Consider the following 20,610-nt stretch of genomic DNA (forward strand, 5'->3'; position numbering starts at 1 on the left):
TACGGGCCCGAATCAACGCCCTGCCGCCGTCCATGCCCGCCGGTGACCGCCAGCATCGAGGGACCTGGGGGTCGCGGTGCCGGACGGGGGAACCGCGGCCCCACCGGGCTCAGAGGGGGTGGCAGTCGGCGCTCTCGCCCGGGCGGGCGTCGTAACAGGCGTACTGCAGGCCGTCGGCGGACTGGTCGAGGAGGGGGTCGGCGAAGTGCACCAGCGAGACCCAGCCCCACTGCCCGTTGTCGGCCCGCGTGTAGGCCCACCAGAAGCTGTGCAGGGACTTGTAGGGGTACGGCTCGCCCGGCTGCTGCCCCAGGAACCACGTGGGCCCCGCCTTCGCGAGGGAGCCTACGGGCGCGGAATGGGGGTCGGGCCGGCTCATGACGGGCACGTTGCTGTCGGCGAGCGTGCAGTAGTGGCCGGAGACCCGGGCCTCGGCGATCCACCGGGCGACGGTGCAGTGGCCGCCCCCGCCCCCGGCCGCGTTGGTGGTGAGCCAGTCGCCCAGCGGTGCCACGTGCCGGGTGCTGAGATAGTCCACGCCGCCGTAGAGGGCGTCGAGCCAGAAGTCGCCGCGGTTCGCGCAGTCCTTCGGGTCCCACACGCGTACGTGGTGTCCGGTGGTCTGCGCCTTGATGACGTTGTCCCAGTGGATGTCCTGGATCGGTGTCTTCCCGGCCCCCGTGCAGCCGTTGTCGCTGCCGGGATTCGGGAAGGTGATCACCGGGACCAGATCCGCGTTGTACTGATCGAGGTCGACGGCGAGGCTGCCGTCGAGGAAGGCGTACCTGTCGGACTGCCGGGCGAGCAGCCCGCGTACGGAGTCCGTGCCGCCGCCGCTCGCGGGCAGCTGGTCGTCGGTGTGGTCGCCGGTGAGGACGACCTGCACCGGGCCCCACCGCCGGGCCGTCCCGTCGACGTGGAAGAGCATGCCGCGGTACGGCACCAGCGCGTCCATGATCGCCTGGGCCACCACCAGCGGATTGTGGGGGTCGGCGGCCGCCGCGGCCCGGTCGGCGGGCAGTTCGCAGCCCTGCGCGTCCGTCCCGCAGGTGATCTCGACGAAGAGCAGGACCTGCTGGTGGAAGCCCGGGTACACGCGGCCGCCGCCGGCGCTCACCCGGCTCTGGAGGCCCTGCAGATACGTCGCGTCGAAGGGCCGCGCGGTGATCCGGCCGCCGCCCGCGTCCGCACACGCGTCGCCGTCGAGGTGGTGGCAGAGCACGAGGCTGCCGTCGCGCAGGACGACGTCGACGTCGAGGCTGGTGAAACCGTGGTCGAGCGCGTCCTGCAGCGGCCGCGGGTTGAGGTGGTCGTCGTGGGCGTCCGCGTGGTCCAGGGGTGTCACCGTGCGCGCCGCGGCCGTGGGCGTGGAGCTCACCGCGGCCGGGCGCTCGGCCGGCTCCTCGTTGCGGAAGGCCATCAGGGCCGCCGAGCCGGCGAGCACCAGGACACCGAGCGCGCCGGCGATCACCGCCCGGCGCCGCCCGGGCCGGCGCGTGGTGAAGTACGCGTCGATGACGACAGGGCCGGCCGGCGGCGGCGCCTCGGCGGCGGGCTCCCGGTCCTGGGCCGGGGCCGGGTCCTGGTCGTGCACCGGGCGGCGGGGCACCGGCACGAAGCCGGGTGCGCGCTCGTCGGCCAGGCGGGCCGCGTCGATGAGCGCGGACACGTGGGTGGCGGCCACGACGAGCCGGTCGGCCTCGGCGTTGTCGAGGGGCACCCGGGCGATCTGGTGGGCGGCGCGGGCGACCGCGAGGACGAGCACCGGGTCGGTGATCGCCCGCAGCTCCCCGGCGAGCACCGCCGCCACGTCGTCCTTGTCGACGGACATGCCCGGGGCCAGCCGGTCGGCCCGGATCACCTCGGCGAGATGCCGCAGGGAGGCGGACTGCCGCCGGCGGCGGGGCGCGGGCGCTCCGGGCGGCGGGGTGTAGACGCCGTCGCGCGCGGCCTGCGCCACCGAGGCGTTCAGCCGGGAGGCCAGCAGCTGCGCCGCCTCCTGGACCTGCTTCCACCACGGCGACAAGGGTTCCCGCACCGGACCTCCGCTGGCGATGTCCAGATCTTCCCGACCGATCGCATTATGCCGTATCGATCGACCGGGGGCCATGGACGGGTGATCTTGCCCGGTGCGCCCCGGTCAGCTGAGCAGCAGGTCGTCGGCCATGGCCTTGACGGCGAAGTCGATCAGCCGGTCGATGCCGAAGTGCTCGCCCCGGGAAGACCGGGCCCGCCGGCGGGAACGTCGCAGCGTGGTCATCCACCGTTCGGCGCCGGGACGAAGCTGTTCGGATGAGTTTGAGCAGGTCGCCATGGTGGGCATAAGATTCCGACGCGCCGGGCCCCGGGTCCGGCGTCCCCACCACGAGGAGTTTCCCCATGACGGTTGTCGCCACCCCTGCCATCAGCACCGCGGATGCGCCCGGGGAGCCGGCGACGACCGACCGGGCCGGCGAGCTGATCAACGCCCTCGCGGCGCTGCCGGCCGGCCACCCGTCGCGCCCGGCAGTGCGCGAGCGGGCGATCGAGGCGTGGATGCCGATGGCCCGGCACCTGGCCAACCGCTACGCCGGGCGCGGCGAGCCGGTCGACGACCTGTTCCAGGTGGCCCTCATCGGCCTGATCAAGGCGGTGGACCGGTTCGAGGCCGACCGCGGCGTCGAGTTCGCCGGGTTCGCGATCCCGACGATCGTGGGCGAGCTCAAGCGGCACTTCCGCGACCGCACCTGGTCGATCCGGGTGCCGCGCCGGCTGCAGGAGCTGCGCCTGGCGATCACCGGCGCCAACACCACGCTGAGCCACACGCTGGGCCGGTCCCCGACGGTCGCCGACATCGCCGCCTACCTCGACGTGAGCGAGGAGGAGGTCCTGGAGGGCCTCGAGGGCGCCCGCGCCTACAACGCGACGAGCCTGTCCACGCCGGTCGGCGCCGAGGGCAGCACCGAGCTGGGCGAGACGCTGGGCGGCGAGGACCGCGAGTTCGAGCTCGCCGAGACCCGGCTGGCCCTGGCGCCGGCGATGGCGGCGCTGGACGAGCGCGAGCAGAAGATCGTCAGCCTGCGCTTCTACGGCAACCTGACCCAGTCGCAGATCGCCGAGCAGGTCGGCATCTCGCAGATGCACGTCTCGCGCCTGCTCACCAAGGCGCTCGCCAAGATGCGCGGCCACCTCGACGTCGCCGCCTGAGCGGCATCGGCCGAACGTGTGGACCGGCCCGGCCGGGGTAGCAGACTTCTCGTATTGTTGAATGACGTGCACGGAGATGCCCGTACCGCCGCGCATCCGTGTGAGGGACTGCAGACATGACGTACAGGATCATCGGTGCCGCGTTGGCGGCGCTCGCGAGACGATCGTGACGTCCGGGCATGCGCTGCACACGGCGCTGGTGAGCAACTCGGACGACGAGCTGATCGCCGTCCTCGAGGCCGAGCTGCGCCGCTCGGCCGGCCGCTACGACGACATCCTGCTCGTCGTGGGGAAGGACACCCGCCGGCTGGTGTCGCAGCGCGTCGGCGACCTCGGCGGCGCGCTGTGCTGGGGCGACCCGTCGGGCTTCTACCAGCGGCTCGGCTTCGCCTACGAGGGCTTTCGTCGCTATCTGGCGGAGCAGCACGGCGCCGGCCGCCGGGTGCACGTCATCGCCGAGCCCGACCTGACCGGCGGCGTGGACGCCGGCCTGCACGCGGACCGCGCGGCCGCCTACCTGGCCTACGAGGCCGTCTGCAACGAGACCTACGCGCCCTACGGCGGGGCGGTCACGTGCCTGTGGGACCGCCGGCACCATGCGGCGGCGGTCATCGACGGGGTCCGCGCCACCCACCGTCATCTGCTGACCGGGGAGGGCCGCGTCCCGTCCCCGGCCTACCGCGGCCCCGAGCGCTACCTCACCGAACGGCACGACCTGACGCTGCCGCCCGCGCCGGACGACGTCGAGCACGACGTGACCCTCGCCGAGGTCGCCGACCTGAGCCGGCTCCGCGCGGTGCTGCACCCGTGGGCCGCCGGGCACCACTTCGCCGGCGAACCCGCCGACGACCTGGTCGTGGCCGCCGTCGAGATCGCCGCCAACGGCCTGCGCCACGGCAGCGCCCCGGTGCGCATCCGCGCCTGGCACCACCGCGACACCCTCATCGTCCAGTGCGACGACGGCGGTGGCCGGCCGATCCCGGTGACGGCCGGCTACCGCCGTCCCCGCCTCGCCGCCGCCCCCGGGGGCCGGGGGCTGTGGCTGGCCCGCCAGCTCGCCGACGTCGTGATCACCGACTCGGTGCCGGGCCGCACGTCGGTCCGCCTGCACTTCCCGTACGAGGTCATGCACCGCGTCCCGGTCTGAGCCCGGGCCCGCCGCCGCGGTGCCGGACGGTGAGTGATCATGGAGGAGCACAAAGTTCTTCCGCTGTCCCGGCAGCAGCCGGTGGCTGCCAACGCGTTCATGGGGGAGAAGCCGTTTCCCCCGACGCCCGAGGAGTCACATCGATGGCAGCCAACCGCAGGAAGCTCACGATGGGGGTCGCCATGGCGGCCGTCGTGGCCGTGGCCCTCGGCGCCGGCATCGGCGCCGCGGACGCGGGCACCCGGAGCTCCTGGTGGAGCGCCAAGCCGGCCGCCAAGCCGACCACCAAGCCGGCCGCCAAGCCCTCCGCGAGCGCGACGCCGGTGCCCACCGGGACGGCCGCGGGCTCCTGGGCGCCGCCGCCGGCCGACGCGACGTTCGACTACCAGATCGGCGGGGCCTACACCCCGCCCGCGGGCGTCACCGTCGTCAGCCGCGACCGCGAGGCCACGCCCGCCGCCGGGACCTACACGATCTGCTACGTCAACGCGTTCCAGGTGCAGCCCGGCGACGAGTCGTGGTGGCAGGCCCACCACGATGATCTCCTGCTCAAGGACAAGAGCGGCAAGTACGTCATCGACGAGGACTGGGACGAGATGATGCTCGACTTCTCCACCGACGCGAAGCGCACGGCGCTGACCGAGATCGTCGGGGAGTGGATCGACGGCTGCGCCGCCGCGGGCTTCCGGGCGATCGAGTCGGACAACCTCGACTCGTACACCCGCTCGCAGAAGCTGCTCACCCAGGAGCAGGCGCTCGCCTACGCCACCGCGCTCAACTCGCGGGCCCACGCCCAGGGCCTCGCCGCCGGGCAGAAGAACACCGCCGAGCTGACGAGTACGGACGCCAGAAAAGCGGGCTTCGACTTCGCGGTTGCCGAGGAGTGCGCCGACTTCGACGAGTGCGACGCCTACACCGCCACGTACGGCAGCAACGTCATCGTGATCGAGTACAGCCGCAGCGGGTTCGCCAAGGCGTGCTCGTCGGTGGGCGGCACACTGTCGGTCGTGCTGCGTGACGTCGACGTCACGACGCCGGGCTCGGACTCCTACGTCTACGAGGCGTGCTGACCACTGTCCCGGTTCCACCACGCCCCCGAGATCTCCGGGCCCCGTCGCGGGTCCGGAGATCTCCGGCGTCGAGGCGAACAGGCCACGATGACCACGAATGACGACGCGCGTACCGAGGGCTTCGACGACTTCGTGCACGGCCGCGGCAAGGCGCTGCTGCGGTTCGCGTACGTGTTGTCCGGTGACGCGCATCTCGCCGAGGACCTGGTGCAGGAGGTGCTGGCCCGGCTGCACCGGCGGTGGGACCGGATCGCCGCGATGGACAACGTCGAGGCGTACGTGCGGACCGCGATCGTGCGGCAGTTCCTGTCCTGGCGGCGGCGCCGGGCGTACCGGGAAGCGGTCCTCGCCGACGTGCCGGAACCGGCCGGTCGCGGCGACCCTCAGCAGCACGTCGCCGCCCGTGACCAGATGTGGCAGCTGCTCCGCGGCCTGCCCCGGGCGCAGCGGGCCGTGCTGGTGCTGCGCTTCTACTGCGACCTGCCGGACGACGAGATCGCGAGCCTGCTGGGCTGCGGCAGGTCGACGGTCCGCTCGCAGGCGGCGCGCGCGCTCACCCGGATGCGCACCATCATGACCGACAGGGGAGTAGGCGTCGATGGATGAGCTGGACCGGCTGCTTGCCGACACGATGCACGACGCCGCGGACCACGCGCCCGCCGGCACCGGCCTGCTCGGCACCGTCCACGAACGGTCGCGCCGCCGGCATCAGCGCCGCGTGGCCACGGTGGCCGGGGTCTCGACCGCCGCCGTGCTGCTGGTCGCAGGCGTTCCGCTCGTGTCCACGCTCGGCGCCGGCCCGGATCCGGCCGCCCCCGCCCCGGCGCCCTCAGCGCCGGTTCCGGCGAGCGCCACGCCGGCCGCCCCGGTCCGGACGTCGGCGTCCCCGCTGCGCTCCGAGCCGGCCGCCGGCCCGGGCGCCGTGCGGCTGACCGAGGGCTGGGCCGCGCCGGTGTTCCCGTACACGCTGCCGCCCACCGACGGGATGAGCGCGCCGATAGCGTCGGCCGACGGCGGGAACCTGAGCGCCTTCTTCGAGGCGACCGAGCTGCGCGAGCACGCGGACGTCACGGTCACCGTCACCGCCCGCGAACCGGCCTTCCCTGGCGCCGCCGAGGAGACCACCAGGCAGGTCCGCGGGCACACCGGCACGCTGCGGACCGTCGACGTGCAGCCGGCCAAGCAGCTCACGCTGTCCTGGCAGGAGTCGCCGGGCCGGTGGATCCAGCTGGCGACGGACGACACGTACACGCCGGCGCAGGTCGTCGCGCTCGCCGACGCGCTGACCGGCGCGTCGATCGCCGTCCTGCCCCCCTTCGACCTGGCCCGCAGCCCCGCCGGCCTGGTCACGGACACGGTCAGCGCCTCGCGGATGACCTTCCGCGCGCCGGGCGCCGCCACTGCCGGGTTCCGGACCGTCCTGCGCAAACGGCAGCAGCTCACCGGCACGATCCGCAAGGTCGGCGAGTACGACGCGGTGCTCACCCGCCGCTCGGGCAGCGTCACGCTGTCCGTGGACGTCACCGACTGGGACGCGACGCTGGAGGTGACGGTCGGCGCCGGGCTGACCATCAGCGATGCCGACCTGGTGCGCTATGCCGCGGGCGTGCGCATCCTGAACCGCTCCGATCCGGAGTAGCCGCCTCTGGCCCGCGCCGGGTAGTGCCTGCGCAGATCGGCGGTCGCGCCCGCGTTGCCGAGCCGGGCGAGCGCCGCCTCAGCCGGTGGCCGCGCCGGGATCGTGGGGGCTCGCCGGGAGCAGGCGGGGGTCGGGTTCGCCGCCGGCCATGGCGAGCATCCCGGCGACCGCCTTGCCGAGGGTGAGCAGGTCGCGCGGATTCTTGCGGTCCAGGTGGCCGAGCACCTGCTTGAGGATCGACAACTGGTCGAAGTAGACGCGCTCGCAGACCAGGTTCTCCGCCTCGTCGAAGAGGAAGTACGCGGTCATCCGGGTGCGGTGCCGCCCGCCGGTGGCGGGGATCTTGCCCAACGGGCCAAGGTGCGTGCCGGTCAGCCAGAATTCCACGATGACGGCGTCGGCGCTGTGGCGCAGGGCGATGATCTCGTGGTTCTGGTCGGGGAAGGCGACCCGGGTCTCGTCGTAGTATCCGCGCACCTCGGCCTCGCCGTCGTGGACCGTCATCGAGGCGATCAGCTCGTAGTGCGGGTGCGGGAACGTGGCCAGGGTGTCGTCCCAGTTCTGCAGCACCTCGTCGTGGAAATGGTCGAGCACCAGCTTCTCGCGGGCGCGGAGAACGTCCGTGGACGGGAAGGTGTAGGCGGTCAAGAACTGCTCCTCGGTCGGCGGGCGCGCACTGTGCACTGTGATCGTCGCGGCCCGGGGACCGGAAGATCCATCGACGGACCGGCGTACGGTCTCCGAGTGCACGATCTCTGCCCGCCGGGAAGGCCGGCGCGGGCCGTCAGCCGGGCCGGCGGGTGAGGACGCCGGTCTCGTTCAGGATCCGCACCACGTCGGCGAGCTTGGTGTTGGTGTCCTGGCTGGCGTGCACCAGCAGCGCGAACGCCTGTTCCGGGGTCAGCCGGAAGCGTTCCATCAGGATCCCCTTGGCCTGCCCGATGGCGTCGCGGGTGGTCAGGGCCGTGTGCAGCTGCTGCTCCTGCTGCGCGCCGGCCACCGCCACCGCGGCGTGGGCCGCGAACACCGCGGCGAGCTGCTCGGCATCGTCGTCGAAGGCGTACGGGTCGCGCGAGTAGAGGGCCAGCACGCCCACGTCCTGGCGGTGCACGAACAGCCGCACCGCCAGGACGCTCGCGACGCCGGCCTCGGTGGCCCGCGCGGTGAAGCCCGGCCACTGCGACGCCTTGGTCACGTCGTCGACGCGGACGGTCCGCCGTTCCCGCAGCGCCGAGGCGGCCGGGCCCTCCTCGACGTCGTGCCGCGCCAGGTCGAGCCGCTCGCCGGAGCCGACGACGGTCGGTGCCCGGCGCCTGGCGGTGATCACCAGGCCGGCGTGGGCGGCCCGGGGGACAGTGTCGACGGCCGCGGCCACGATCGCGTGCAGCGTCGCCTCGACGTCGTCCAGATCCTGCAACGACCGGGCCAGCGCGCCGAGCCGGGCCATCACGGCCTGCGCGTCGAGCCGCTCGGCCTTGGCGGCGAGGTCGCGCTGGTCGGCGTGGCGCTCGCGGGCGCTGACCTCGTGGTCGCGGTCGTCGAGCCGGCGCTGCCGCTGGTCGGCGTCCGCCTCGCGGCGCGCCGTCCGCCGCTCCCGCTGGTCGAGTTCCTCTTCCCGCAGGTCGGCCGCGCTCTCCCGGGCCGTGCGGCCGGCGGCAGGCTGAGCCGGCGGAGTGACCGCCGTGGAGGCGATGGTCCGCGTGTCGGTCTCCCGCTGTTCCTCGTCACGTTCGACGGCGTCCACGACTTCACCCTGCCCCAAAGCGGCAGTGAGGAAAACATGTTCCTCCATCGAGAACCGAACTGCGGGGCACTCTCGCCATGCTGCGGTGGGCGTCCCGCCGGCCCGGGAGCCGTTCGCGATCCCGCCGCCCGGCCGCGGGCCGACGACGGGAAGTCGATCGAGTAGGGGCCACACCCTGTCCTCTTCTGCTGGCACTGTCTTCCTTGCGACCGCATCCCGGTCCGTCCCCGCACAGAGGTGGAAGACACGTGTTCAACGTTCTGAGTGACATCAACTGGCTCGCGCTGGTGGCCGGCTTCGCCGCGTTCGCCGTGCTCGGCGGGCTCTGGTTCGCCGTGCTGTTCACCAAGCCGTACAACAGGTCGCTGGGCCGGGCCGAGGACGCCCCGCCGGTGCGGTCGCCGCTCTTCGCGGCCGGGCCGCCACTGTGCTCGCTGGCGATCACCGTCACCACCGTCGTCCTGATCGAGGCGCTCGGGATCTCCTCGCCGGGCGACGCGGCCGTGCTCGCGCTGATCGCCGGCATCGGCTATCTCGCCGCCACGACCACGATGATCGCGATCAACCCGAACTTCCCGCACCCGCTGCGGTACGCCTTGATCAGCGGCGGCTACAACGTCGCCGGCGTCCTGGCCGCCGCCGTGATCTACACGGCCCTCGCCTGACGGTGCGGGGCGCCATTCTGTGCGTGCCTCCGGAATGTGCTGTGGCTTTGCTTTGAAAAGGCGTCGCGGCCATTCCTGTGAATGATTCACAGGCTATGAAACTGGCTTACAGCTTGTTTTCAGGGAAGTGATTGCTGACAATCTTTGGACGAGCCGGCCGGCGTTTGTGCACAGTGCACCGCGGCCGGTGCCATTCATCGCATTGTCAAGGAGTGCAACGTGGAAGACGATTCCGCACGCCCGGGCACGACCGTGGCGCCCCGCCGGCGCTGGCGGGGCGTGGCGCTCGCCGGAGTGGCCCTCACCCTGGTCGCCGGCGGTATTGCCACCGCCAACGCCGCCACGGTGAGCGGCACGGGCGACAAGGGCGGCAGAACGGTGCTCGCCAAGGATCCGACCGGGGGCGCGAAGGGTGTCGCCGGGCTGGTGAATGCCGCGAACGCATTTCTCGGCACCCTCGGCGACGACCAGCGGGCCGAGGTGCTGCTGGACTTCACCGAGGAGAACGCCACCGCCTGGTCGAACCTGCCGTGCGCCGGCACCTGCCGGCCCGGCATCGAGCTCGGCACCCTGGACGACGACCAGCTCGCCGCCGCGAAGGCGGTGCTGGCCGCGGCCACCGGCACCGGTACGGGCACCGGCTTCGACCAGATCAGCAACGTGATGGCCGCCGACGACCTGCTGGCCGCGGACTACGACCCGTCGACCGGCCCCGGCGGCGGCACCCCGCCCTCGGCGTCGGCCACGCCGTCGGAAGCCACGCCCTCGGAAGCGGCGCCCTCCGAAGCCACGCCGTCGGAAGCGGCACCCTCGGGCGCGGCCCCCTCGGGCGCGGTGCCGTCGGGTGGACCGGGCGGCGGCGGTGGTCCCGGCGCCTTCTCGTACGGCAGCGGCTTCTACTACCTCGCCTTCCTGGGCACGCCGAGCACCACCGGCACGTGGCAGCTCAACTTCGGCGGCCACCACCTCGCCGTGCACCTGACCTACGAGAAGGGGAAGGTCACCAGCGCCAGCCCGTACTTCCTCGGCGTGGAACCGATCAGCTACACGGACGCCGACGGCAAGACCGTCGAGACCCTCGCCGCGCAGAAGAACGCCATCGCCGCGCTGACCGGCAGCTTCAACGCCAAGCAGCTGACCGCGGCGACGCTCGCGCAGTCCTTCAACGACGTGCTCGTCGGCCCGCAGAAGGACGGCCAGTTCCCCGAGACCAAGGAGGGCGTCGCCGTCCGTACGCTCTCGGCCCGGCAGAAGAAGCTGGTGCTCGCGGCCATCAAGCCGTGGGTCTCGGTCGCGGCGGACAGCACCGCCCAGCAGCTCATGAAGATCTACGAGTCCGAGCTGGACCGCACCTTCGTCGGGATCTCCGGCGGCACCGGCTACGACACCCAGGGCGACTACGTGCGCATCGACGGCCCGAGCGTGTGGATCGAGTTCGCCACCCAGAACGGCGTGGTCTACAACACCCAGATCCACTACCACACCGTCTACCGCGACCACACCCGTGACTACGGCGGGGAGTTCTCCTTCTGATGTCCCGCCGGCGCCTGCTCCGCATTCTCGCGGGGATCGCGCTGGCGCTTCCGGCGGCGCTCCTGCTCGGGGCGCCGCCGGCCGCCGCGCATCCCATGCCCCACTCGGTGGTCCTGCTCGACGTGCACGAGACGTCGGTGACCGCGGACCTGCAGATCCCCGCCGCCGACCTCGCCCAGGCCAGCGGGCTGACCGTCACCCCGGCCGCCGTGACCGCGCAGGGCGGGGCGCTGCGCGCTTACCTCGCCGCGCACATCCGGCCGGTGACCACCGGCGGCGCGGCCTGGACCGTCGAGGTGGGCGACCTGTCGCTCAGCCAGGCCGAACAGACCCAGACCGGGCCCTACCAGGAGCTGCTCGCCGAGGCCACGCTGACCCCGCCGCCCGGCGCGGACCTGCGGCACTTCACCTTCGGCTACGACGTGGTGGTGCACCAGGTCGTCACGCACACCGTGCTGGTCTCGGTGCGGCAGGACTGGGCCGCCGGCCGGATCGGCGCCGAGGCCACGCAGGTCGGCACCATCGGCATCGACAACCGCACCATGACCGTGCCCGCGCTGACCGTGAACCTCGACGACGGCAGCCTGTGGTCCGGCTTCCTGGCCATGGTGAAGCTCGGCGGCAACCACATCCTGGAGGGCACCGACCATCTGCTGTTCCTGCTCGTGCTGCTGCTGCCGGCGCCCCTCCTCGCCGCCGGCGGGCGATGGCGCGGCCCGGCCGGCACCCGTACGGCGGTGGGCCGGATCGGGCGCACGACGCTGGCCTTCACCGCCGGGCACTCGGTGGCGCTGGCGGCGAGCGCCCTCACCCACCTGAATGTGCCGGCGTGGCCGGTGGAGGCGTTCATCGCGGCCAGCATCCTGGTCGGCGTGGTGCACGCCGTGCGGCCGATCTTCCCGGGCCGCGAGGCCGTGGTGGCGGGCTTCTTCGGGCTCGGCCACGGGCTGGCGTTCTCCTTCACCCTGGCCGAGCTGCAGCTGTCCACCGGGCGGCTGGCGCTGAGCCTGCTGGGCTTCAACATCGGCATCGAGCTGGTCCAGCTGGCCCTGACCGCCCTGGCGCTGCCGGTGCTGCTGGTGCTGGCCCGCACCCGGATCGGTGCGCCGGTGCGGGTGGCCGGCGCGACGGTGACCGGGATCGCGGCCACCGGCTGGCTGGCGGACCGGCTGGGCCTGGCCAATCCGGTCGCCGCGGCGGCGGACAGCCTCGGCGCGCACACCACCGGGATGCTGGTCCTGCTCGCCGCCGCGGCGGTGACCGCGCTCGCCCGCTCCTACGCGGTTCGGGGCACGTCTCCCGCACCGCGGTGATTCGCCCGGAAAGGCGGAATATGACCGAATGACTCGATAGGCTTCGCACCATGAGGTCTCGGCGACGGTATTCGACGTGTTCGGTGGTGCTGACGGGCGTGCTCGCCCTCGGCCTCGGGGGCTGCGGCGGCGACGATGACGCGGCCACGCCGGCGGCGACGGCGTCGAGCGCCGCGGCCACGTACTCCTCGGACACCAAGGGGATCGTGGCCGCGGCGACGGCGTTCCTCGCCACGCTGAGCAGTGCGGAGAAGGACAGCGTCCTGTTCGACCGGGGTGACAAGGAGCAGCAGCAGCGCTGGTCCAACTTCCCCGAGGGGTTGTTCACGCGGCAGGGGCTGATGGTCGGCAACCTCGACCAGGCCAAGGTGGACGCCTTCCTCACCCTCATGCGCACGACGATGAGCACCGAGGGCTATCAGCGGGTCATGGCCGAGTGGGCGGCCGACGACGCGCTGGCCGCCAGTGACGGCGGCGGCACGAACGGCGCGAGCGGCGCTCCCGGCGGGGGAATGAGCGGCGCTCCCGGCGGGATGAGCGGCGGGCCCGGCGGCGGCATGCCGGGCGGATCGGGTGGCCCGCCGAGCGGTGCGATGCCCGGCGCGGGACAGAGCGGCGCCGCCCCCGGCGGGGGTACGGGCGGCATGCAGTACGGCAAGCAGTACTACTGGATGGCGATCATCGGCGAGCCGTCCGAGACCGAGGCGTGGCAGTGGCAGTTCGGCGGCCACCACGTGACCGTCAACGCCACGCTGAAGGGCGACGACCTGTCGATGACGCCGAGCTTCATCGGCGCGCAGCCCGGCACGTACGACGCGAACGGCACCGAGGTCCGGCCGCTGGGCGACATCATCGACGAGGCGACCGCGCTGGTGACCTCGCTGGACGCCGCGGACAAGAAGAAGGCGGTGCTCGGCGACACGTACATCGATCTGGTCCTCGGTCCCGGCGAGGACTGCAAGACCATCGCCGCCGAGGGCCTGGCCGGCGCCGACATGTCCGCCGAGCAGCAGGCCACGTTCCTGGAGCTGATCGACGAGTACGGCGCCCTGGCCAACGACGAGATGGCCGCCGACCGGCTCGCGCAGCTCAAGACCGACCTGCCCACGACCACCTTCGCCTGGTACGGGCCCACGACCGCCGGCGCCTCGGCGTACTTCCGGGTCACCGGCCCGCACGTGGTCATCGAGTACTCGCCGCAGTCCATGGGCGGGGACGCCGCCGACCACATCCACGGCATCTACCGTGACCCGACCAACGACTACGGCGGCACGGTCTGCTCGTGAAGCGACTCCTGCTGCTGATCGCTCCGCTGTTCGTCGTGCTGCTGCCGGCCGCCCCGGCAGCGGCACACCCGCTCGACGTCTACCTGCAGGCCGCCTCGCTGACCCCGGCGCCCGGCGCGATCGGCCTGGCCCTCGACGTCTCGCCGGGCGTGCTCGTCGCCCCGGGCGTCCTGGCCGAGCTCGACGCCGACCATGACACCCGGATCACGCCGGCCGAGGCGCGCGCGTACGCCGGCCGGATCCTCCGGCAGGTGCAGCTGCGCGCCGACGATCGGGCGCTGCCGCTGACGATCACGGCGGTCGACGTGCCGTCCTACGTGGTGTTCCAGGCGGGGTACGGCAAGTTGCGCATCCACGCGCGGGCCACCGGCGCACCCGTCGCCGTGGGCGACCATGAGCTGTTCTTCCGCAACGACCACGCTCACCGGGGCTCGGCGTACCAGGTCAACGCGGTCCTCGGCACGCGGTCGCCGGTGACGCTCGGCGCCCAGCACCGCGACGCGAACCAGCAGCAGAGCCGGATCGAGTACCGCATCGATGCCGCGCCCGCCGCCGCGCCCGCGGCGGCCGGCGATCCGGAGCCCACCGACCGGCTGGCCGGGCTGCTCGAGTCGCCGTCGCTGTCGCTGACCGTCGTGCTGGTCGCGCTGGGGTTCGCCGCCCTGCTCGGCGCGCTGCACGCCCTGACCCCGGGACACGCCAAGACCCTCATGGCGGCCTACCTGATCGGCAGCGGCGGCACCACCCGCAACGCCCTGACCCTGGGCGCGGTGGTCACCTTCACCCACACCGCGTCGGTGATCGTCATCGGGCTCGTCGCCCTGTTCGCGAGCGAGTTCCTCGTGCCCGGACTGCTCGTCCCGGCCCTGGAGCTCGTGTCCGGCGCGGTGGTGCTCGCGATCGGCCTGCGCCTGGTCCGGCGGCGCTGGCCGCGAGCCGCCGCCGCACCCCGGCCGGCCCACGAGCCCGCCCTGGCCGGCGCCCACCACCACGACCATGACCACGGGCACGGGCACGGGCACGGGCACGGGCACGGGCACGGGGGACATTCGCACACCCACGAGCTGCCCGCCGGCGGCATCACCCCGCGCGGCCTGGTCGCCATGGGCGTCTCCGGCGGCCTGGTCCCGTGCCCCGAGGCGCTCGGCGTGATGATCGTGGCGGTCGGCGTCAACCGTACGGTCCTCGGCCTCGGCCTGATCCTGTCCTTCAGCCTCGGCCTCGCCGCGGTCCTCATGGGACTGGGCATCCTGCTGATCCGCTCCCGCCGCCTCGTCAGCCGCTTCCAACGCGTCGGCACCCGGTGGACCACCGTCCTCCCGCTGATCAGCGCCGTGGTCGTCACCGTGCTGGGCGCCGGACTGCTCCTCAAGGGCCTCGACGCGGGCACCTCGATGGTGCTCGCAGCCTGCACCTGCCAGGGGTAGCCGGCACCGGGTCTGGATAGCGGCCTCCCGCCGTCCGAAGCTTGCTCGCATGACACACCGCCGCTCCATGCTCACCCGCACACTGCTCGCCGCGGCCGTCGCCGCCTCCGGGGCGTTCCTGCCCGGCCCGGCCGCGGCCGCCCAGGCCGCCGGCCGGGCCCACGTCGTCGTCCACTTCGATCTCGCCGCCGGGCAGATGCCCGAGAACGTCGTCCCGGACCGCGACGGCGGCGTCGACGTCACCTTCGCCGGTGCGCGGCAGGTCGCGCGCATCGACGCGTCCGGGCGGGTCAGCGTGCTCGCCACGCTGCCCGCGCCGGCGGATCCGGCCGCGGTGACCCCACTGCTCGGGTTCCCGCTGACCACCGGGCTGGTCCGCGACGGGCGCACCTTCTCCGTGCTCTATGCGACCGGGTCGGCGCGCGAGACCGGGCTCTGGACGTTCACCGAGGGGCGGGCGCCGCGCAAGCTCGCCGATCTGCCCGCCGACGGCCTGCCCAACGGGCTGACCCGCGACGAGCGGACCGGCACCCTGTACGTGACCGATTCCGCCAAGGGCGCCGTCTACGCCGTCACCGATCGGGGCCGCGTCGAGGTCTTCAGCACCGACCCGGCCCTCGCGCCGGCCGGCTTCTTCGGCGTCAACGGCGCCAAGGTGCGCGACGGCCACCTGTACGTGTCCAACCTGGACAAGGGCACGGTGCTGCGTACCCCGCTGACGGGCCGCCGGGCCGGGGTCTTCACGACGGTCGCCTCGGGCCTGACCGGCATCGACGACTTCGACTTCACCGGCCGGGGCGAGCAGATCGTGGCGGCCCTCGTCACCGAGAACAAGGTGGTGCGCACCGACGGCACCACGGTGCTGACCGCGGCCGACGGCCTGTCCAACCCCACGTCGGTGCTGGTCCGGGGCGGCCGGGCCTACGTGCCGAGCGCCGCCTACACCACCCGGGAAGATCCCAACCTGCTCGTCGTCCGCCTGGGCGAGCCGCGCCGCTGATCAGGGCCGCAGCCAGCGGTCCAGCCAGGCGAAGGCGTCCTCCTGCATCGGCCGGTCGAAGACGTGGCCCCGGCCCGGCCACAGCGTGGTGGTCAGCCGGTCGCCGGCGCGCTGGGCGTTCCACACGGCCCGCAGCTTGGCGTACGCCACGTCGACGCCCGGCCGCGGGAAGAGGGTGTCCAGCTCGCCGTTGAAGACCAGCAGCGGGCGCGGCGCCGCGATGCTCGCCACGTCGGGGATGTCGAGGTAGCGGCTGAGGCCGGGGTGGAGCATGTGGAACGCCGAGGCGCCCCGGAGGGTGTTGTTGCCGGGGACCATCATCTCCTTGAGGCCGGTCATCCAGCAGACGGCTACGGTGGCGGCGATGTGGCGTGAGAGGGCGGCGACCTGCCAGGCGCGGTAGGAGCCCATGGAGAAGCCCACGGCGGCGATCCGGCGCTCGTCCACCTCCGGCAGGGTGGCGAGCAGGCCGGCGGCGCGCATGTCCTCGTAGGCCAGCAGGCCCGCCAGCGACGACCCCAGGTGGAACATGTTGCCGGCCAGCGCCTGCTGACCCTCGTACGTGAGGCCGCCCCGGTCGCCCCAGCCGAGCGCGTCCACGGCGAGCACCGCGTAGCCGCGGGCGGCCAGCGTGTTGCCGACGAAGCGGCCGTCGAAGTACCGGGCCGCCCAGGCCTGCGCCGACGCCCGGCGGGTCTCGTCGTACCAGGGCTCGATCAGCTTTTCCTTGCCGATGTCGAACTTCGCGCCGTGATCGTGCAGCAGCAGCGCCGTGGGGAACGGGCCCGGGCCGTCGGGCAGCAGCATCGTCGCCCGCACCCGGCTGTGGCGGGTGACGTTGAACAGGAGCTGCCGCTGCCGGTAGCCCTCGCCCGGCTGCTCGTCGATGATCTCGGCGTCGTACGGGGTCCGGTCCTCGGGTTGCCACAGCAGCTCGCGCACCTGGGCGCGGGCCCGCCGCTGCCACGTGCGGAAGTCGCCGCGGGTGCGGGCCCACGACAGCGGGAAGTCGAGCTCCGCCTTGAGCTGCTCGGCGAAGACCGGCAGGTTGCCCTCGACCACCGCCGGCCCCTCGAAGGCCGCGGTGGGGGCGGCGGGCAGCGGCCGGGCGAGGGCGGCAGCCGGCAGGGCGACGAACGTGCGTCGTTTCATCTCAAGCCTCCGGGCAGTCCGGTGCGCTGAATCCCGGGTGGGTGCCGCGCGTCCAGCGGCAGCCGAAGGCCGGGTCCGCCACCGCGCGGCGGTCGAGGACGGCGTCGCCGCCGGCCCGGTGACCGGTGCGGATCCAGCGGACCAGGTCGTCGAACGCCTCGGTCAGCTCGGGCTGCGTGAAGTCGCAGTGCCCGACGCCGCGGATCGCGCGCGACACGAAGAGGCCGCCCCGGGCGGCGTACTCCTGCTCCATGGAGAACGGCACGAACAGGTCGCCGATGTCGTGCAGCGACAGCACCGGTATCCGCGGCCTGCCGTCGATGCCGGGGATGCCGGCCAGCCCGGGATCGGCCGTCGCCGTGCGCCGGACGCGCAGCACGTCCCGGTTGAGCCGCCACTCCGCCCGCGTCGGCCACCACCGGTCCGTGCTGCGGTAGACGGTGTGCCGGTTGTCGGTGACGTTGCCCGGGGCGATGCCCCCGGTGCCGCCGCTGAGCCCGGGGTAGAGACCGAACAGGAACGGCAGGTCCCCGTACGACTGGGCGTTCCAGTACGCGAACGCGCCCGCGAACCCCGGACGCTCGCCGCCGCTGCGCCGTTCCAGGACCGCCGACCACGTACGCCCGGCCGGGGTCGACCCCGTCGGCAGCCCGAGCGCGGGCACGATCCGCTCGACCTGCGCCTGCCACCGCTGCTCGTAGCCGGCGTCCGGGTGCAGCGGGAACTCGATGTCCACGCCGGCGAGCGCGGCGGCGGTCACGCCGGCGTCGAGGAAGTAGTCGTACAGCGCGGTGTCGCCGAGCACCCCGCAGTACGGCATCGCGCCCGCGAAGACCCCCGGATGCTCCTCGATCGCCACCGCCGTGATGTGCCCGCCCATCGACTTGCCGGACATGATGACGGACCTCGGCCGTACCCCGGTGACCCGGCGGAAGCGGTCGATCAGCGCGACCGAGTCCCGCACGCCCTGGCCCACGTCGTAGCCGTTGGTCGCGTAGCTGGAGGCCGCCCACGCGTACCCGCGCGCCACGTACTCCGCCCGCAGCTCCGGATTGTCGACGTAGACGGTCGTGCCGGTGCCGCGGTAGCCGTGGGCGAAGACGACCAGGCCGCCGTTCCAGGCGTCCGGCACCTCGATCCGGTACGCCGCCCCGGCCGCGATCCCCGTCCGCACGCGCGCCCCGGCGAGCGCGGTGAACGGCGTCCCGTCCAGGTCGCAGCCGGGATCCGCGACGACGTAGCCGGGCTGCGAGGTGCTCGGGACCGGCGCGCCGCAGACCGCCGCCGCGGCGGGCGCGGGCGGCCCGGCCAGCGCGACGAGCAGGCCGGCGACGACCGCGAGATGACGTGCGCCCATGCCGCCATCCCATGCCGGACATCGACAACTGTCAAGATGTTCCGGGTGCGAACGTGCGGTTGGCCGCCCGATTGGTGGGCAATGCCCGGGCATGACACCGACTGATGTGCCGCCGGCATCCGGCGCCGGGCAGACGCTGCTGATCCTCGGCGCCACCGGCGACCTCACGGCCCGGCTCCTGCTCCCGGGGCTCGGCGGCCTGCTCGCCGGCGGTGCCGCGCCCGACCTGGCCCTGCTGGGCAGCGGCACCCACGAGTGGGACGACGAGCAGTGGCGCAAGACCGTGGCCGGCGCCTTCGCCACCGTCGACGGGCCCGCCGTGCACCAGGTGGCCCGGAACGCCCGCTACCTGCGCGCCGACGTCACCCGGCAGGAGGACCTGCGCCGGCTGCTCGAGGCCTGCCGGGGCACGGCGGTCATCTACTTCGCGCTGCCGCCGGCGATCACCATGAAGGCGTGCGCGGCGCTGGCCGGGATCGGGGTGCCGCCGGGCACCCGGCTCGTGCTGGAGAAGCCGTTCGGCACCGATGCCGCCAGTGCCCGCGAGCTCAACCAGCTGCTGGCCCGCCTGGCGCCCGAGGACCACATCCACCGGGTCGACCACTTCCTGGGCATGTCGACGGTCCTCAACATCCTGGGGCTGCGGTTCGCCAACCGGATCTTCGAGCCGCTGCTCAACGCCACGCACGTCGCCTCGGTCGACATCGTGTTCGACGAGACGCTCGCCCTGGAGGACCGGGCCGGCTACTACGACGGGGCAGGCGCGCTCGCCGACATGCTGCAGAGCCACCTGCTGCAGGTGCTGGCGCTGCTCACGATGGACGCGCCGCCGAGCCTCGACCCGCTGGAGTTCCGCGACCGCAAGACGCAGGTGCTGCGGGCGACCCGCCTGTGGCACGACGACCCGGCGCAGTCCAGCCGCCGTGCCCGCTACGCCGCCGGGACGATCGACGGGCGCGAGATCCCGGCGTACGCGCAGGAGCGGGGCGTCGACCCGGAGCGCGGGACGGAGACCCTGGCCGAGGTGGCCCTCGCCGTCGACAACTGGCGGTGGGCGGGCGTGCCGTTCCGGCTGCGCTCGGGCAAGGCGCTCGGTGCGGGCCGGCAGGAGGCGGTGGTGACCTTCCGGCAGCCGCCGCGGGTCCCGGACGGGCTGCGCGGTCACGAGCGGCCGAACCGGCTGCGCATCGGCTTCGGCCCCGACCGGGTCGGCCTCGACGTCAACATCAACGGGCCGGACGACCCGTTCGTCCTGGACCCGGTGACGCTGGAGGCGAGCTTCGGGCAGGGACTGCTTCCCCCGTACGGCGAGGTGCTGCGCGCCGCCCTGGACGGCGACGCGACCCTGTCCGTGCGCGGCGACACGGCCGAGCAGTGCTGGCGGATCGTGGCGCCGGTCGTGGCGGCGTGGCGGGCCGGCGAGGTGCCGTTGCAGGAGTATCCCGCCGGGAGCGACGGCCCCGGCGACTCGCTGCTGGCGCCGCCCGCCGCGGACTGACCCCTCCGCCGCTGGTCAAGGGCCGGGCCGCAGGCGGGTCGCCAGCACCTCGCGGGCGACCGCGCGGCCCAGGGCCAGGCCCGCCTGGTTGCTGAACTCGAAGTGCTGCCCGCCGTACACCCGGGAGCGGCCCGCCTCCGCGGCGGCCGCGGCGAAGCCCGGGTAGTGGCGGGCCGCGCCGCCCGGCGCCGAGTCGGTGGTGTGCGTGAACGCGATCGCGTCGGTGCGGAAGAAGCCCGTGAGCACGGTGGCGCCGGCGCCGCTGTAGGAACTGTGCCCGGAGACGTACTCGGGGGTGGCGCCGACGCTGCCGGCCCGCGCCGACCAGGCCGGATCGGGCCGGGTCGCCGGGTTGCCGTCCGTGTCGGCCTCCCGGATCGCGGTGGTCGGGCGCCAGTGCCGGTAGGTGTGCTTCGTGGCCACGGTGGCGACCGTGACATCGGCGAGCGCCATGGTCAGCAGCGCGTCCAGCCGGGCCTGCTCCGCCAGGGGCAGCCGCCGGTCCGCGGCGACCTCGAGCGCGATCCGCAGCCACTCGCCGGGCGGTTGCGCGGACCCGGCCGGCAGGGACCAGAACTGGTAGGTCGCGAGCA

The 20,610-nt window shown here is 73.5% G+C and carries 18 protein-coding genes; 12 read left to right on the forward strand and 6 right to left on the reverse strand.

Annotation, left to right across the window (positions count from 1 at the left end):
- Positions 1-109: 109 nt before the first annotated feature.
- Positions 110-2,038, reverse strand: coding sequence for a PI-PLC domain-containing protein (locus tag RBH18_RS35185; RefSeq protein WP_306214811.1), 1,929 nt, complete (start codon positions 2,036-2,038; stop codon positions 110-112).
- Between the two features lie 341 nt (positions 2,039-2,379).
- Between RBH18_RS35185 and RBH18_RS35190 the strand changes: the two genes are divergently transcribed.
- From RBH18_RS35190 to RBH18_RS35210, 5 genes are all read left to right on the forward strand, one after another.
- Positions 2,380-3,186: a SigB/SigF/SigG family RNA polymerase sigma factor gene (locus tag RBH18_RS35190; RefSeq protein WP_306214812.1), complete on the forward strand. Its 807-nt coding sequence runs from the start codon at positions 2,380-2,382 to the stop codon at positions 3,184-3,186.
- Positions 3,187-3,352: 166 nt separating this feature from the next.
- Positions 3,353-4,333, forward strand: coding sequence for an ATP-binding protein (locus RBH18_RS35195; RefSeq protein WP_306214813.1), 981 nt, complete (start codon positions 3,353-3,355; stop codon positions 4,331-4,333).
- 143 nt (positions 4,334-4,476) lie between these two features.
- The gene (locus RBH18_RS35200; protein ID WP_306214814.1) at positions 4,477-5,403 is read left to right on the forward strand and encodes an endo alpha-1,4 polygalactosaminidase; all 927 of its coding nucleotides are present in this window, start codon (positions 4,477-4,479) and stop codon (positions 5,401-5,403) included.
- Positions 5,404-5,490: 87 nt separating this feature from the next.
- Positions 5,491-6,009: a SigE family RNA polymerase sigma factor gene (locus RBH18_RS35205; RefSeq protein ID WP_306214815.1), complete on the forward strand. Its 519-nt coding sequence runs from the start codon at positions 5,491-5,493 to the stop codon at positions 6,007-6,009.
- Positions 6,002-7,042 (forward strand): hypothetical protein, encoded by a 1,041-nt coding sequence (locus tag RBH18_RS35210; protein WP_306214816.1) that lies wholly within the window; start codon positions 6,002-6,004, stop codon positions 7,040-7,042. Before RBH18_RS35205 ends, RBH18_RS35210 begins: the two co-directional genes overlap by 8 nt.
- 78 nt (positions 7,043-7,120) lie before the next feature.
- Here RBH18_RS35210 and RBH18_RS35215 read toward each other — a convergent pair whose 3' ends face one another.
- Together RBH18_RS35215 and RBH18_RS35220 are read right to left on the reverse strand one after the other, a co-directional pair.
- Positions 7,121-7,690, reverse strand: a complete 570-nt coding sequence (locus RBH18_RS35215) for an ester cyclase (RefSeq protein WP_306214817.1) — start codon at positions 7,688-7,690, stop codon at positions 7,121-7,123.
- A 136-nt stretch (positions 7,691-7,826) separates the two neighbouring features.
- The gene (locus tag RBH18_RS35220; protein WP_306214818.1) at positions 7,827-8,786 is read right to left on the reverse strand and encodes a GAF and ANTAR domain-containing protein; all 960 of its coding nucleotides are present in this window, start codon (positions 8,784-8,786) and stop codon (positions 7,827-7,829) included.
- A gap of 248 nt (positions 8,787-9,034) precedes the next feature.
- Between RBH18_RS35220 and RBH18_RS35225 the strand changes: the two genes are divergently transcribed.
- From RBH18_RS35225 to RBH18_RS35250, 6 genes are all read left to right on the forward strand, one after another.
- Positions 9,035-9,451, forward strand: coding sequence for a DUF1761 domain-containing protein (locus RBH18_RS35225; RefSeq protein ID WP_306214819.1), 417 nt, complete (start codon positions 9,035-9,037; stop codon positions 9,449-9,451).
- 219 nt (positions 9,452-9,670) lie between these two features.
- Positions 9,671-10,984 (forward strand): DUF3500 domain-containing protein, encoded by a 1,314-nt coding sequence (locus RBH18_RS35230; RefSeq protein ID WP_306214820.1) that lies wholly within the window; start codon positions 9,671-9,673, stop codon positions 10,982-10,984.
- A complete protein-coding gene (locus RBH18_RS35235; protein WP_306214821.1) occupies positions 10,984-12,297 on the forward strand; it encodes a HupE/UreJ family protein in 1,314 nt (437 codons plus the stop codon). The genes RBH18_RS35230 and RBH18_RS35235 overlap by 1 nt, the downstream gene beginning before the upstream one ends.
- A gap of 50 nt (positions 12,298-12,347) precedes the next feature.
- Positions 12,348-13,583: a DUF3500 domain-containing protein gene (locus tag RBH18_RS35240; protein WP_306214822.1), complete on the forward strand. Its 1,236-nt coding sequence runs from the start codon at positions 12,348-12,350 to the stop codon at positions 13,581-13,583.
- The gene (locus RBH18_RS35245; RefSeq protein WP_306214823.1) at positions 13,580-15,010 is read left to right on the forward strand and encodes a HoxN/HupN/NixA family nickel/cobalt transporter; all 1,431 of its coding nucleotides are present in this window, start codon (positions 13,580-13,582) and stop codon (positions 15,008-15,010) included. Before RBH18_RS35240 ends, RBH18_RS35245 begins: the two co-directional genes overlap by 4 nt.
- A 49-nt stretch (positions 15,011-15,059) precedes the next feature.
- On the forward strand, positions 15,060-16,010 hold the full coding sequence (locus RBH18_RS35250) for a hypothetical protein (protein WP_306214824.1): 951 nt from the start codon (positions 15,060-15,062) through the stop codon (positions 16,008-16,010).
- Here RBH18_RS35250 and RBH18_RS35255 read toward each other — a convergent pair whose 3' ends face one another.
- Together RBH18_RS35255 and RBH18_RS35260 are read right to left on the reverse strand one after the other, a co-directional pair.
- The gene (locus RBH18_RS35255; protein ID WP_306214825.1) at positions 16,011-17,162 is read right to left on the reverse strand and encodes a dienelactone hydrolase family protein; all 1,152 of its coding nucleotides are present in this window, start codon (positions 17,160-17,162) and stop codon (positions 16,011-16,013) included.
- Between the two features lies 1 nt (position 17,163).
- Entirely contained in the window at positions 17,164-18,519 is a 1,356-nt protein-coding gene (locus RBH18_RS35260; protein ID WP_306214826.1) for an alpha/beta hydrolase family protein, read from the reverse strand.
- Positions 18,520-18,610: 91 nt separating this feature from the next.
- Here RBH18_RS35260 and RBH18_RS35265 point away from each other — a divergent pair, with 91 nt between their 5' ends.
- On the forward strand, positions 18,611-20,017 hold the full coding sequence (locus RBH18_RS35265) for a glucose-6-phosphate dehydrogenase (protein WP_306214827.1): 1,407 nt from the start codon (positions 18,611-18,613) through the stop codon (positions 20,015-20,017).
- Positions 20,018-20,032: 15 nt separating this feature from the next.
- On the opposite strand, the gene RBH18_RS35270 is transcribed toward RBH18_RS35265, so the two are convergent.
- On the reverse strand, positions 20,033-20,610 hold a 578-nt coding region (locus RBH18_RS35270; protein ID WP_306214828.1), incomplete at its 5' end, for a vanadium-dependent haloperoxidase.

Origin of the sequence: Actinoplanes oryzae (assembly GCF_030757795.1) — a bacterium.
Lineage (GTDB): Bacteria > Actinomycetota > Actinomycetes > Mycobacteriales > Micromonosporaceae > Actinoplanes.